This window comes from Sulfitobacter sp. PR48, from assembly GCF_028807335.1.
In the GTDB taxonomy this organism is placed as follows: Bacteria; Pseudomonadota; Alphaproteobacteria; order Rhodobacterales; family Rhodobacteraceae; genus Sulfitobacter.
Map to the genome: position 1 here is coordinate 472,502 of NZ_JARAMM010000001.1, position 14,630 is coordinate 487,131.

A 14,630-nucleotide genomic window follows, 5' to 3' on the forward strand; every position below is an offset into this window, starting at 1 on the left:
GCATCCCCCGATTGTTTCCGATGCGTAAACAGTCCAGAGTCTGAAAACCGCAGTTGGCAACAAATTCCACAGGCCGCTCCCCGCGCCATATTCCCGCCGCTTTGGGAGGGTTAAGGTCGCCCGGAACAACGACGAGGACAATGTGATGACAGCACAGGAGATCACCCCGGTTATCCTTTGCGGAGGCTCGGGAACGCGGCTTTGGCCCGTGTCCCGCAAGAGTTTCCCCAAGCAGTTCATCGCCCTGATCGGTGAGGGCAGCCTGTACCAGCAGTCGACCACGCGGTTGTCGGGGCCGGGCTATGCCGCGCCGATGATCGTGACCAATTCGGATTTCCGTTTTATCGCGACACAGCAGCTGGCCGACGCGGGCCTTGATCCCGGCGCTGTGCTGATCGAACCGCAGGCACGCAACACGGCGCCCGCGCTGCTGGCGGCCGCCCTTGTACAGATGCAGTCGGACCCCGAGGCCCTGATGCTCGCCGCCCCTTCTGACCATTACATCACGCAGGCGGAAAAGTTTCGCGAAAGCGTGCAATCCGGCGTGGCGGCGGCCCTGGCGGGGCAGATCGTGACCTTCGGGATCACACCGGACCGCCCGGAAACCGGCTATGGCTACCTCGAACTGGGTGAAGGGGACAGGGCGACAGCGGTGCCGCTGAAACGCTTTGTCGAGAAACCCAAGCTGGCAGAGGCCGAGCGGATGCTGGAGGCCGGCGGGTATCTGTGGAACGCGGGCATTTTCATGTACACCGCCAGAACGCTGGTGGATGCCTATGCGGCCCATGCGCCCGAGATGCTGAAACATGTGCAGGCCGCAGTCGACGCCGCCAGGCCCGACCTGGGATTCCTGCGCCTGGATCCAGAGGCCTGGGCACAATGCGAAGACATTTCCGTTGATTTCGCGATCATGGAAAAGGTGAACAACCTGAGCGTGATCGAACATCACGGCGACTGGTCCGATCTTGGTGGCTGGACGGCGGTGCATCAACATGCACAAACGGATGCAAATGGTGTCGCTTTGCAGGGCACTGCATTGGCGATTGATTGCAAGGACAGCCTTTTGCGGTCTGAAAACGATGGGCAACAGATCGTCGGGCTCGGGCTGGACGGGATCGTTGCGGTGGCCATGCCGGATGCGGTGCTGATCGCCCACCGGGACCGTGTGGCCGAGGTTGGCAATGTGGTCAAGGAAATGCGCAGGCGCGACATTCCCCAGGCCGATACCTTTCCCAGGGATCACCGCCCCTGGGGCTTTTTCGAAACCCTGATCCTGGGCGGGCGGTTCCAGGTCAAGCGTATCGTGGTGACCCCCGGCGCCGCGCTGAGCCTGCAAAGCCATGTGCACCGGTCGGAACATTGGATCGTGGTCGCCGGAACGGCAAAGGTGACCATCGACGACAAGGTGCAATTGGTCTGTGAAAACGAATCCGTCTACATCCCGCTTGGCGCCGTTCACAGGATGGAAAACCCCGGCAAGGTTCCGATGGAGCTGATCGAGGTGCAAACCGGAAGCTATCTGGGTGAAGACGACATCGTGCGCTATGAAGACGTCTATGCGCGCGGCCAGGGCGCAAAGGGGTAGCTCTCCCCCGGACTTGCGGCTTACCGCTCAGCGGCCCTTTATCTGAAATCCAGAGTTCAAATGAAGACATGTCATTTTTGACATGTCTTCATGTGCAGGCCGACAACCAAGGCGGTACCGCAGGCCTGCGTTACTTCAGCATGGAGGCCAGATAGGCACCATAGCCGTTCTTGCGGAAAAGCTCAGCCCGTTCCGTCAGCTGTGCATCGTCGATCCAGCCCAGATCATGCGCGATTTCTTCCAGGCAACCGGTCTGCAGACCCTGCCGGGTGGTCAGCGTCCGCACGAAATTACCCGCATCCAGCAGGCTCGCGTGGGTGCCGGTATCAAGCCAGGCATATCCGCGCCCCATGCGGTTCACCCGCAGCGCGCCCTTGGCCAGATACATCTCAAGCAGGGTGGTGATTTCCAGCTCGCCACGCTCTGACGGCTTGACCTGCCGGGCCAGCTTTGGCGCGTCGGCGTCCAGGAAATAAAGCCCCGTCACCGCGTAATTGGAGGCGGGCTTCTCCGGCTTTTCGATAATGGATTGCGCCACGCCATCCTTGTTGAATCCCACCACCCCATAGCGTTCGGGATCGGACACATGGTAGCCGAATACCGTCCCGCCGCTTTCCTGCGCATCCGCGTCTGCCAGCAGTTCGGGCAACCCGTGACCGAAAAAGATGTTGTCCCCCAGAACCATCGCCGAAGGCGCGCCGTCCAGGAAATCTTCGGCAAGGATATAGGCCTGCGCCAGCCCGTCCGGGCTGGGCTGGGTGATATAGGTTAGCGAAATGCCCCACTGGCTGCCGTCGCCGAGGGTCCGCTTGAACTGATCCTGATCCTGCGGCGTCGTGATCATCGCGATCTCGCGAATACCGGCCAGCATCAGGACAGAAATAGGATAATAAATCATCGGCTTGTCATAGATCGGCAGCAGTTGCTTGCTGACGCCCATCGTGATCGGGTACAGGCGCGTGCCCGAACCGCCGGCCAGAATAATACCTTTGCGCTGTGTCATCCGGATGCTCCAATGTCTTTTAAAATATGCGTGAGTGTGGCCTGCCAGTCGGGCCGTGAAATGCCAAAACGGCGCTCCGTCTCGGAACAATCCATGCGCGAATTCAACGGCCGAACCGCCGGGGTCGGATAATCTGATGATGGGATATCCCTGACCTCGCAGGACACCCCGGCCTTGTCAAAGATCGCCCGCGCGAAATCTGCCCAACTGCAGTCGGGGGCACCTGAAAAATGATAGGTCCCGGTCTTTTCGGGATCGGCTGCCAGTTGTCCGGCGATGGAATGGCAGGCAGCGGCGATTTCCCGCGCGCCTGTCGGTCCGCCAATCTGGTCCGCCACGATGGTCAGGACATCACGTTCGGCACCAAGCCGCAACATGGTCTTAACAAAGTTGTTTCCATGCGCCGAAACAACCCAGGAGGTGCGCAGAATTGCATGGGTGCCGCCTGCCGCCCGCACCGCTTCCTCGCCGGCACATTTCGACCGGCCATAGGCGCTCAGCGGGCCGGTCTGATCGTCAGCTGTCCAGGGCCGGGTCCCGCCCCCCTCGAACACATAATCGGTCGAGATATGGACAAGGGGAATCCCCAGGTCGGCACAGGCCCGCGCCATGGCACCGGGGCTGTCGGCGTTGACAACAGTTGCCAGTGCCTCGTCACTCTCGGCCTTGTCCACGGCGGTAAAGGCCGCCGCATTGATCACGGCACCGGGGCGTTCCGCCTTGATAAGGGCCGCGCAGGCCTCCGGAGAAGCAAGATCGGCACCTGCCCGCCCCACGCATTTCGTCCCGTCCAGCAGGGCCAGCTCCCGCGCGACCTGACCGGTTTCACCAAAAACAAGAATGGTCATGTGGCTTCCTTCCGATGGTTGCTTCAGGCTTTGACGCCCAGCCGTTCACCGACACCCGCGCGTGCCTGCAACGCGCGCCACCAGTCCTCGTTATCGAGATACCATTGCACGGTCCGCTCCAGCCCCTCGTCCAGCGTGACGGAAGGCCGCCAGCCCAGTTCGGTCCTGATGCGTGTCGGGTCAATTGCATAGCGCAGATCATGCCCCGCACGATCCTCGACAAAGGCAATCTGTTCTTCGTACCTGGTGTCCTTTGGCCGCTTCTCATCCAGGATACCGCAGATTTTCCTGACGATATCAATGTTGCGGGCCTCGTTCTCGCCCCCGATGTTATAGCTTCGGCCCAGAACGCCCTTTTCCAGCACAAGCAAGAGAGCGTCAGCATGATCTTCGACAAAAAGCCAGTCGCGCACGTTGATCCCCTGCCCGTAGACCGGCAGCGGCTTGCCCGCCAAAGCGTTCAGAATGATCACCGGGATCAGTTTTTCAGGAAAATGAAACGGCCCGTAGTTGTTCGAGCAGTTCGTCAGGACAACCGGCAACCCATAGGTTTCGTGCCACGCCCGCACCAGGTGGTCACTCGACGCTTTGGAGGCCGAATAGGGCGACCGCGGATCATAGGGCGTATCCTCGGTGAACATGCCTGTTTCACCCAGCGACCCGAAGACCTCGTCGGTGGAGATGTGGTGGAACCGGAACCCCTCAGGCTTTCCCGCCGTCACCCAATAGGCACGGGCAGCCTCAAGCATGTTGTAGGTGCCGGTGATGTTGGTCTCGACAAAATCGCCGGGTCCGTCGATGGACCGGTCCACATGGCTTTCTGCAGCCAGATGCATCACCGCATCGGGCGCATGTTTTGAAAAGGCCGCGTCCAGTGCCGCACGGTCACGGATATCGACCTGCTCAAACGCGTAAAGCGGGCTGTCCTTGACGCTGTCGAGGTTTTCGAGACATCCCGCATAGGTCAATGCATCCAGATTGACGACGTCATGACCACGCGCCACGGCAAGTCGCACGACAGCGGAGCCGATGAAGCCGGCGCCACCCGTTACCATGATCTTCATGCTGCACCTTCAAATTGGAACGGGGTTTCAAAATCGGCGAGCAGCGGGGCCTTGCCATCCTTCTCGGACAGGACGGCATCACCACTCAACCCCCAGTCGATCCCGATGTCAGGATCATCAAAACGCACGGCGCCGTCACATTCAGGCGCGTAATAATCGCTGCACTTGTAGATGATTTCCGTATCCGGTGCCCTGGTCGCAAAGCCATGCAGGAACCCCGCCGGGATCAAAAGCTGCAACCCGTTCTCGGCCGTCAGTTCGTATCCGACCCACTGGCCGAATGTCGGGCTCCCCTTACGGATATCGACGGCCACGTCAAAGAGTGCCCCACGGCCGCATCGCACCAGCTTGTCCTGCGCATGCGGCGGGGACTGAAAATGCAGCCCGCGCACCGTATTGACAGCAGCAGAAACCGAATGGTTGTCCTGGACGAAATCAAGGTCAATGCCCTGATCAGCAAGCTTTTTGCGATTCCAGCTTTCGGAAAAGAAGCCACGATTGTCACCAAATCGCGGTGGATTCAGCAAGACCACGCCGGGGAGTTTGGTCCGAGTAATAAAGTCCACGAAATTGCTCCGTCATTCTCAATCGCTCTGCCTTTAGCAAGCAGGCCTGAGAATGTCACGGCGCGAGTGGCGGCACTGCCGAAGTTTCGGACAATGCCGGGGATTACCGCCTATGAAACGACAGTTCGGTCCGTGACCCGCCGCCAGTCGGTGCCATCCGAGAAGGCCGGAACAGCGCCGCCCGTCTCGTCGGTGACATAAACCTGGGCACCTGCACCCGCCGTTGCGGCACTGGGCAGGGTCGCAACGGAATAGCTGCACAATTGCACAGGGCCGAAATGGCTGGTTACCATCGTCGCTTTGTCGATCTTCAGAACATCCTCTGAATTTGCTTCGTCGCGCAGCTTGAAATCGCCGGCGCCGGTGATCTTGAACTTCCAGTTCCCGCCTGACGGCTCATCCAACATGATGAATGATGCGCCTCCGATTCCGCCCGTGTTATGCACCCGCACGCTGGGTGCATCCTCGGCCATGACCGAAAGTGTCTGGGTGCCCACCCCTTCGCCAATGATCACAGAGCCGGTGGTTCGGTCGACCTGGATGGCCCGCACGAATGTCGTGCCGTCCGCGCTTACCTTGATGGCAAAATCATCATCCCCCGAGGTCCCGATTTCGGCGCGCCCGGAAAATCCGGTCTGGAACAGCAGGCTGGCGGTGTCGCTGGCGACCGACTTGTTGATCTTGACCTGGTGATCCCCACCCGCGTGAGAGAGCAAGGTTGCATCAGCCGCAACGCTCAGACGGTTTGTCGTGTCTGCCGTGGCATTCACCCCGACAAGGGGCAGGTTCTGCATGTCGATCTCGGGTGCGGCAGGTGCCACCCATGCCGTACCGTCGAAACGCAACGTCTCGCCCGAGCCTGCGATATCGGCACGCCAGCCTGTGCCGGGCTCAAAGAACTGCCAGCTTTCGTCCACCCACAATGCGATGTTGTGGTCCTGACCCGCCCAGGCATCAGCGCCGGGAGCAGCGACGATATAGCGATCCCCATCAGCCGGAAGCGCCGGGGGCGTGCCGAGTTCTGCGTTCAGCACCGAGAGTTGCGTCACCGCATCCAGGATACGCAGCGCTTCATTGTGGGTGACATGCTTTTGCGCCTGCGCAGGTTGCAAATAGGGCAGGGCGAGGGCCGGGGAAGTCTCTGGCATCCAAATATCCTTTACGGGGTCTTTCCATTGCGGTCGCCGTGAGGATTGGCAAATGAAGGTAAACAAGCCGCCATGCAGCGAACGTTTGACCCAAATTTTACGCAACAGATAACCTTTAAAATGCGCCTTATCGGCCCCGGTATGGCCACATTCGCTCCCAGCCCCGCCCACGTTCAACTGCCAGGAATGGCACCGGGTAATTGGGAGCTGGTGGCATGGTACGTGCAGTCTTTTCTGTGGAAAATCCTCTGATCGCATCACAACAAGGGGCATTGGTCGGGATCAACGATCTTCAGTTGGTTCAAACTGCAGGGGGTACGATGCTTTATGCCGTCACCCGGGGTGGCGGCTGGGTAACAGCCTTTGATATCGGCGGGGCGGCAGGAGCCACACGGCAGGACGGGGCCTATGCGCTGGCCGAACGCTATCTCACACTCGAATCAACCGATCTTGTCCTGCGGGAAACCGCCAACGGCCCCCAATTGTTCATGGCCGGGCTGAACAGCGCCACGCTCAACGGTCTGCGCCTGGATTCCGACGGTCACGGGGCAGCATTCGACGGTGCGGTCAATGTCTCGGCAAATGGCCAGAACCTTGGCCATTTCTCGGAGATGGAGCTGACAGGCGACGGCAACAGCGGGCTGGCCGCCCTGCGCGGCGGCGGATTGGTCAATCTTTCATTCGGCGCGGGCAGCACGCTGAACGTGTCAGATATCAACCAGGGCAATGCCATGGACAATGCCCGTGCCACGGACATCGTCACGACAGTTCACAACGGGCAGACCTACGGCTTTGTCAGCTACGGGGCCGAGGATACAATCAGCATGTTCCGGCAAGACGCAAGCGGCGTCATGCGGCATGTCACGGATGTGGACGCCAGTGACGGGCTTTGGGTCGACCAGCCTGGCGCGATGACAGTGTCGCATACGCTCGATGGCGGTGTTTTCGTCGTCGTCGCCAGCTCGGGCAGCAATTCGCTGACGGTGCTTGAAGTCACCTCGAACGGGCTGCACCCGGTGGATCACATCCTGGACGGTCTGGACACCAGGTTCGCCGGTGCCAGCCATGTGACCTGTGTCACCATCAGCGGGCAGGATTACATCCTCGCAGCAGGGACCGACGCCGGGCTCAGCCTTTTTGCGATGCTGCCCGGTGGCCGCCTGCAGCATGTCCAGACCATGGAGGGAACAGCGCAGGCCCCGCTGAACGGGATCACAGCGGTTGATTCCATGGCCACACCGCATGGTTTGCGGATCTGGGTCTCGACCCAAGCCGCACCCTATCTGTCAGAGTTCAGCGTGAACTTGCCGAACCTCGGTTCCAGCCTGTCGGCGCAGGCCTCGGGTGGTGCGCTCTCTGGCACAGCGCGCGACGACATTCTTGCCGGGCAAGGCGGCGCGGACAACATCGCCGCCGGTGCAGGTAACGACATCATCATGGACGGTGCCGGGCAGGATACCCTGACCGGCGGCGCAGGCGCGGATCTGTTCATCCTGTCGCAGGACGGCGCGCGCGATATCATCCGAGACTTTCAGATCGAATACGATCAGATCGACCTGTCGGCCTTCGGCCAGCTGGCGGGCATCGGCGGCTTGCGGATACAGCAGCGCAACTGGGGCGCGGAATTCATCCTTGGCAATGAGGTGATCGAGGTGCGCTCCGCCAATGGCGGGTCATTGAACGCACGGGATTTCAACCATCTCAACCTGATCACCGGCGGCAGGATCGAGACCGATCCAGATGCCTATGACGATGGCCCGGCACCCAACCCGACACCGACGCCGACACCGACACCGACACCGACACCGACACCGACACCGACACCGACACCGACACCGACACCGACACCGACACCGACACCGACACCGACGGATCCTGAACCAAACCCGCCGACAAGCCCTTCCGTGACACAAATGCCCGGCGAAGCGCCGACACACCCCGCCTGGGTCAATGCACCAAACCTGACCCTGACGCGCCGCCCGGGAGACCTGAATGCCTCAAATACGCCGGACATGATCCGGACGACGGGAAATGCGGATGGCGTCTTTGGAAACGCAGGCAACGACACCATCGAATCCGGCGCCGGCGATGACCGGGTCAGCGGTGGTGGCGGCAACGACCTGATCCATGGCGGCGGCGACGATGATCTGCTGCTGGGTGGAAACGGGTTCGACACCCTTACCGGCGGCGACGGCGCGGATTCACTGTCCGGCGGCGATGGCGCGGATTCGATCTATGGCGGGAATGGAAATGATCTCATCCTCGGCGGTTCCGGATACGACCGGATTTACGGCGGGGCCGGCAATGACACCATCTGGTCCGGCGCCACGCCTGACCGGGTCTATGGCGGGGATGGCGACGACTGGATCAGCGCCGGGATCAACTATGGTCTGAGCGTCGATGGCATCTTTGGCGAGGCAGGCAACGACACACTGTTCGGAAATGCCGGATTCGACCTGCTGAACGGTGGTGACGGCGACGATGTGCTGGACGGCGGCCATCAGGCTGACAACCTATACGGCGAGGCCGGGAATGACACACTTCTGGGTGGTCCGGGTTTCGACCGCCTGTTCGGTGGCACCGGCAACGATATGATTTCAGGCGGTGACAGCGGTGATGGCCACTTCGGCCAGGCGGGAAACGACACCCTTTGGGGGGGTGAAGGCGGCGACCGTTTCTTTGGCGGAACCGGCAATGACATCATCGATGGCGGCACCGGGAACGACACGGTTTACGGAGACGCGGGTTTTGACACTTTGATCGGCGGGGCAGGCAACGACATGCTGGTGGGCAGTTTCAATGCCGATACCTTTGTCTTTGCCGCGAACCATGGCAACGACACCATCGCCGATTTCGATGCGACAAACCCGTTGGAACTGATCGACTTTTCGCATCTGTCCCGGTTCGCAGCCTTCGCAGATGTGCTGGGAAACGCCCGTCAGGCCGGTTGGGACGTGATCATCGAAACCGGAAGCAGCAGCTCCATCCGTCTGGTGCAGACCGACCTCGGGGACCTGGACGCAAGCGACTTCATCTTTTGACGTTGGCCAGAACATCCCTGACGATGGCGTCGAATTCTCGCGCCTGATCGTCAAAACTGGCGACTGAATGCACTGTCTGCGCATGCGGATGTCCGTCGATCGCCTCTTTCACCTGGGTTTTCAACTGGCTTGCCGGTGCGCCGATCGGGATCAGCTTGTCTGGGGAAATCGCACCATGTTCCGTTGTTCCGCCACTGTCCGTCTGGATCACGTCAATGCCACGGGCCAGCGCTTCGCGAATGGCCAGGCCAAAGGTCTCTTTCCACTGTGACATGAACAGCAGCACGTCGATCTCAGCATAGAAATCGTCCATCTTCTCTTGCGAGAATCTCGGGTGCACTTCCCAGTCGCCGGGCAGGTCGTCGAAGGTATGGTCCTTCCACCAGGTGCCATCCAGCGACCCGTCCACAAGAACCACGCGGAAATCCTCGGTATCGACTTCGGAAAACGCCCGTTTGATCAATGGCCAACCCTTGATCTGCGATGGCCCGCCGACAAACCCGAAACTCAACCGGTTGTCCTTTTCCCGCCGCTTAGCCTGACGCTGGAAAAAGTCCTGTTTGGGGTGATGCACCCCGTTTTCCCAAACCACCCCGCTGCCAGGTGCCAGACCGGAAGCCTCGCACAGATCCAGAGCGAAGTTGCTGGGATAGGTGATGCGCGCCGCTTTCTGAGCGATCTGCCGGACGTGGTCAAACCGCATCTTTGCCGCCCAGAAGTTGTCGACACAGCCTTTGCATTGTTCAATCCGGACAGGGCTTTGCCCGCAGTATTGCTGATCCACCTTGATCATGAACTGACGGTCACAGATCCACCAGAAGTCGTGGATGCTCAGAATAACCGGCACATCATGCGTTGCCGCAGCGGTCAGGATGCCGGTGCCCATATCCTGGATGCAATGCGCATGCACCAGATCCGGCTGCAATGTCGCGATCAGCTCAGCCAGTCGGGACGTGACATTCGGGTTATCGTAAAGTTCACCGTAACTGCGGCTGGCCGGCACGTTGATCAGGTAGTTGGTGATGCCGTTCTGCTCTGACTTGACCACAACGTAGGGTGCCAGGTCATAACGGCAGCACATGGAAACGGCGGTCACCCGGTAACCATGGTTGTCGACCAGAGCATGGGCGACCTGTTCTGCCACCACGGTCGCGCCCCCATAGGAGAACGGCGCAAAAAAGACATTCGCGAGCAGAATATGGTGTGCGCTCATGCTTCGACCCACTTCAGGATTTCGGGCGAAATGATATGCGTACCGTCTGAACCGTGCCAGCGTGTTTCCAGTTCTTCCCGCGCCGCCTGTCCCAACTTGCGCTGCAACGCAGGATCGGCCGCCAGCGCCTCCAACGCGTCGATCCAGTCAGCGGGTTGGGCACAAACAAAACCCGTTTGGTCATGCTTCACCACCGCGGCCAAATCTCCAACCGTTCCAACCAGCGAAGGCACGGCCACCGCAGAGGCATCCAGCACCCGGACAGCAGACTTGCACCGGTTGAAGATATCGTCGCACAGCGGCATCACCGCGCAATTCGCCCGCGCAAGCGCTTCGAGATAAAGGGCATAGGTCCCGAATTTTGTCGTCTCTACCTGTTTGATCAGCCCCTCTGGCAGGTGTTCAGGCTTGAAATGACCGATCAGCATCAGGCGACGGTTGGGATCATCCAGGATGAACGCTGCCAGCGGTTCGAGGATTTCCGCCAGATCAATCTCGTGACCCTGTGAACCGCTCGCAAAGGCCACGCGGAAAATGCCGTCGTCTTCGGGGCGGGTCGCCATTGCCAGACGCCCGGCATCCAGTGTCTCCTGATCGGCGAAGTTCCGGCGCAGGTGGACAGGTCTGGATGTGTAAAGCCCGGTATGTTCCACCATGCCCGGAGTCGACACCTGCAGGATGTCCGCACCATTCATCATGCCAAGGTACTTTGGCGCTTCCGAAAGGAAATGCGCCTTCAGTTTGGCGCCGACGGATTCCATGTTGCGGTAAGTTTCATAGGCAGAGACAGAGAAAAGCGGATCATCCAGATCATACAGCACCGGCAGCCGCAACCGCCGTGCCTCATACCGGAACATTTCAGTCACCGGCATGGTCTGCAGGCGATATTCCATCAGATGTGTTGCATTCTGCATGATGCGCGCCGAGCGCGGAACATCCTGGTAATGCGAATACTCGAAATCAACCCCACGCCCCTGCCAGAAGGCTGCCAACTGCTCCACCCGGTACTTTCGGCACTGCGGCAGGTTCAGGTCACCGATCATCGCAATCTGGCGACGTTTCTGCAAAACGGCGGGGGCCGTCATGATATGAAAAGCCTCTTTGCGGGCAAGGTCCTGCCAAATGCCATGCAGGTATTGGTCGTCAGATCGCGCAACCCCCTGCGCCGTCTGGCCAATGGTGCCCGCGCCCAGTTTGCGCAGCTTCATCCCGGTATAGGTACGGGCCTTGCGAAATGCTTCTCCTGGTCCTTCTTCGCGATAGCTGGAAATAAAACGTCGAATCAAATTCAGTCTGAAAAGTCTTGCCACAAAAGTGTTCCCTTGAGCTTTCCGCCGCGGCACGGATAGTCTAGTTCAGCCCGAATATCTACACCATTCGTGGCCCTGGAATGGACGGACATACCACATGACGCCCCCCGATAACCTCCTGCCTTCCAAGGATGTGACCCTGTTGATGGGTGTCCACAACGGTGCCGCCTTCCTGCCTGAACAACTCGGCAGCATCTCCGAACAGAGCTACCCCCATTGGCACGTGATCTTCAGCGACGATGGCTCGACCGACGATACGCCATCGGTTCTGAAGAACTTTGCCGCCAAACACCCTGGACAGGTGGTTGTCAAAGCAGGCCCTGAACTGGGGTTTTCCGCCAATTTCATGCAGTTGATACGCGATCTTCCCGACGATGCGAACCATGTCGGTTTTGCCGATCAGGATGACATCTGGATGCCGGACAAATTGGCGCGCGGGATGGCAGCGTTGCAGGACAGCGGCGAGATTCCGACGCTTTATGCCGCGCGCAGATGGTATTGGCGGCCCGAAACGGATCAGCGGCATCCCTCGCCCCTGATCGAAAGGTCATGTTGTTTTCGCAATGCCCTGATCGAAAACGTTGCTTCGGGAAATGCGATCCTGCTCAATCCCGCTGCAGCGCGCCTTGCCCGCGAGGCTGCGCAGCTGACGGACCGCGTTTTTGCCCATGACTGGTGGCTCTACCTTCTGATCACCGGCGCCGGGGGCCAGGTCATCTTTGACAACGGGCCTCCCTGCCTGCTGTACCGGCAGCATGAAGCCAACGTGATCGGTGCAGGCCACAGCCTGGCACAACAGGCCAAACGCAAACTGGCCGTTCTGCGCGGTGCCTTCTCTGACCGGCTGCAAAGCAATATCCTCGCGCTGGATCAGGCGCGCAGCTTGCTGACAGAGGAGAACCGGCAAATCCTCGATGAATTCTCTGCTGCGCGCGGCGCGCCGTTCATGCCCCGGCTTACGGGTTTGCGCCGCATCGGGCCCTTCCGGCAAACTGTGCTGGGCAACATCGGATTTTGGGGGGCCGCAACACTTGGCCGGATCTGACCCATTGCCAAAGGTGCTTCTCGTCGGAGGAGAAGGCATTCCATCCGGTGTGCCGCGTCATATCTGCCACCTCGCCAAGGCGTTTGACGGCATTGCAGACGTGACAGTGATCAGCGACATCAACCATGGCGGTTACGATGCGCTGGCAGAGCTGGGCACCCGCCACATCACATTGAGCGGTCTCAGCAGCAGGTTGTCGCTGGGGCATATTTGGCGGGGCTGGCGGGGCCTTCTGGCATTTCTGCGCGGATCACAGGCCGACCTGACCTGGATTCACCCCCGGTTTCCCTCTCTGATGGGGCGGATGGCCCTGGCGCTGCGGCTGTGGCGGCCAAAGGGTACGACCGCATTTACCATTCACGGATTGCCCTATGGAAAGGGGCACAAACCCTACGCCAGCTTTCTGTCCCTGACGCTGGAAAAGGCCCTGATGCGGACGTGCCCGCCGACCAATATCATTTTCCTGTCCCAGGACATGGCGGATCGCGCACGGGAAATGATCGGGGCAAGTCGCCTGGCGCGCCATGGCATTCACGTTCTGCCCAATTGTTCCGACCTGGGTGAATTGCCCCCTTTCACCCGCCCGAAGGACCCCACCCTCGTCATGACCGGACGCGCCGGTCGGCAAAAGAACTACGCATGTGCTGTGCGGCTCATGAACCATCTGCCAGAAAACACCCATCTGATGCTGTGCGGTACGGGAACGGATACGGAAAAGTTCCAGGCCGAAATCGCCGGGCTTGTCCCCGCAGCCACATGCGCCCGGATTTATTGCATCGGTCCGGTGCAGGATGTTCGCCCTTTGCTGAGGGCCGCAGACGCATATTTGCTGACATCGCGCTACGAAGGAACACCCATCGGCACCCTTGAGGCATTTGAGGCCGGGCTGCCCATTATCCTGGCCGACTTCGAAGGTGCCGATGCGCTGGTCGACAGGCATCCGATGGGCATCAAGATTGACCCTTCCGATCTGGAAACATCTGGCAAACAGGTAACCGAGTTTCTTCGCAATGCGCGTGCTGCTGACCGCGCGCTGCGGCAGCAGATCAGAACGGTCTGGCACCGCGAATGGTCACCAGACGTCTTTGATGAACGGGCCCGGGCTCTGTTGCACAGGCTCTTGGCAAACTGATTACCGGTTTGGCGGCTGCTTCATCTGCATTTCATGCAGCTCCAGCGCCTCTTCGATATCGTCGAAAAACTGGATATCCCCGTTTTCGAGAACAACAGCCTTGTTGCACATGCGGCGGACCATCGGGGGCGAGTGGGTTACCACGATGGCACCGGATCTTTCCATCCGATCATCAAAAACTGCTGCCGATTTCGCCCGAAAGGCACCATCACCAACTGCTGTAATTTCGTCGACCAGATAGGTATCGAATGGAATCCCCATGGAGACCCCGAAAGAAAGACGCGCGCGCATACCAGAGGAATAGGTCCGCAAGGGCATGTGCATATGGCCGCCCAACTCCGCAAACTCGGTCACGAACTCAAGCAGGCTGTCCGTATCGTACCCGTACAATCGCGCCACGAAACGTGTGTTCTGCGCACCTGTCAGATCGGGGTGAAATGACCCGGCAAAGCCAACAGGATACGAGATGCTTCCCGTCGAGAGTACCCGGCCCGATGTCGGCCGGATCGTCCCGGCAATGAGCTTCAGCAATGTGCTCTTGCCCGCACCGTTGCGGCCCAACAAAGCCACGGACGCCCCTGTCGGAAACGTTGCCGTCAGGTTCTCGACAATCGTTTGATATCCGTTTCGCGTCCGAAAATACTTGGTCAGGTTATCCAGCTGGATCATCGGACG

Annotated in this window: 12 protein-coding genes; 4 read left to right on the forward strand and 8 right to left on the reverse strand. The window is 59.9% G+C overall.

The window, feature by feature from the left end; genetic code table 11:
* Positions 1-145 precede the first annotated feature (145 nt).
* Positions 146-1,585 carry a mannose-1-phosphate guanylyltransferase/mannose-6-phosphate isomerase gene (locus tag PVW51_RS02310; RefSeq protein WP_274573434.1) on the forward strand — a complete coding sequence of 480 codons (1,440 nt, stop codon included), beginning with the start codon at positions 146-148 and terminating at the stop codon, positions 1,583-1,585.
* A gap of 130 nt (positions 1,586-1,715) precedes the next feature.
* Here the strand turns inward: PVW51_RS02310 and rfbA are convergent, their stop codons facing one another.
* The 5 genes from rfbA to PVW51_RS02335 all read right to left on the reverse strand — a co-directional run bounded on the left by rfbA (position 1,716) and on the right by PVW51_RS02335 (position 6,214).
* Positions 1,716-2,588: a glucose-1-phosphate thymidylyltransferase RfbA gene (gene rfbA, locus PVW51_RS02315; RefSeq protein ID WP_269363095.1), complete on the reverse strand. Its 873-nt coding sequence runs from the start codon at positions 2,586-2,588 to the stop codon at positions 1,716-1,718.
* Complete coding sequence (gene rfbD / locus PVW51_RS02320; RefSeq protein ID WP_274573435.1) at positions 2,585-3,436, reverse strand: dTDP-4-dehydrorhamnose reductase; 852 nt, start codon at positions 3,434-3,436, stop codon at positions 2,585-2,587. The genes rfbA and rfbD overlap by 4 nt, the downstream gene beginning before the upstream one ends.
* Positions 3,437-3,459: 23 nt before the next feature.
* Positions 3,460-4,500 carry a dTDP-glucose 4,6-dehydratase gene (rfbB, locus tag PVW51_RS02325; RefSeq protein WP_274573436.1) on the reverse strand — a complete coding sequence of 347 codons (1,041 nt, stop codon included), beginning with the start codon at positions 4,498-4,500 and terminating at the stop codon, positions 3,460-3,462.
* Positions 4,497-5,066 (reverse strand): dTDP-4-dehydrorhamnose 3,5-epimerase, encoded by a 570-nt coding sequence (rfbC, locus tag PVW51_RS02330; RefSeq protein ID WP_274573437.1) that lies wholly within the window; start codon positions 5,064-5,066, stop codon positions 4,497-4,499. Before rfbC ends, rfbB begins: the two co-directional genes overlap by 4 nt.
* A 110-nt stretch (positions 5,067-5,176) precedes the next feature.
* Positions 5,177-6,214 carry a DUF2793 domain-containing protein gene (locus PVW51_RS02335; protein ID WP_274573439.1) on the reverse strand — a complete coding sequence of 346 codons (1,038 nt, stop codon included), beginning with the start codon at positions 6,212-6,214 and terminating at the stop codon, positions 5,177-5,179.
* Between the two features lie 320 nt (positions 6,215-6,534).
* Here PVW51_RS02335 and PVW51_RS02340 point away from each other — a divergent pair, with 320 nt between their 5' ends.
* Positions 6,535-9,255: a calcium-binding protein gene (locus PVW51_RS02340; RefSeq protein WP_274573440.1), complete on the forward strand. Its 2,721-nt coding sequence runs from the start codon at positions 6,535-6,537 to the stop codon at positions 9,253-9,255.
* On the opposite strand, the gene PVW51_RS02345 is transcribed toward PVW51_RS02340, so the two are convergent.
* Both PVW51_RS02345 and PVW51_RS02350 read right to left on the reverse strand, forming a co-directional pair.
* Positions 9,245-10,468, reverse strand: coding sequence for a glycosyltransferase (locus tag PVW51_RS02345; protein WP_274573441.1), 1,224 nt, complete (start codon positions 10,466-10,468; stop codon positions 9,245-9,247). The genes PVW51_RS02340 and PVW51_RS02345 overlap by 11 nt on opposite strands.
* Positions 10,465-11,754, reverse strand: coding sequence for a glycosyltransferase (locus PVW51_RS02350; protein ID WP_274573443.1), 1,290 nt, complete (start codon positions 11,752-11,754; stop codon positions 10,465-10,467). The genes PVW51_RS02345 and PVW51_RS02350 overlap by 4 nt, the downstream gene beginning before the upstream one ends.
* A gap of 121 nt (positions 11,755-11,875) precedes the next feature.
* Here PVW51_RS02350 and PVW51_RS02355 point away from each other — a divergent pair, with 121 nt between their 5' ends.
* Positions 11,876-12,823 (forward strand): glycosyltransferase, encoded by a 948-nt coding sequence (locus PVW51_RS02355; protein ID WP_274573445.1) that lies wholly within the window; start codon positions 11,876-11,878, stop codon positions 12,821-12,823.
* Positions 12,824-12,836: 13 nt separating this feature from the next.
* Positions 12,837-13,955 carry a glycosyltransferase family 4 protein gene (locus PVW51_RS02360; RefSeq protein ID WP_274573525.1) on the forward strand — a complete coding sequence of 373 codons (1,119 nt, stop codon included), beginning with the start codon at positions 12,837-12,839 and terminating at the stop codon, positions 13,953-13,955.
* On the opposite strand, the gene PVW51_RS02365 is transcribed toward PVW51_RS02360, so the two are convergent.
* Positions 13,956-14,624: an ABC transporter ATP-binding protein gene (locus PVW51_RS02365; protein ID WP_269363112.1), complete on the reverse strand. Its 669-nt coding sequence runs from the start codon at positions 14,622-14,624 to the stop codon at positions 13,956-13,958. It abuts the gene before it with no gap.
* Positions 14,625-14,630: the final 6 nt, after the last annotated feature.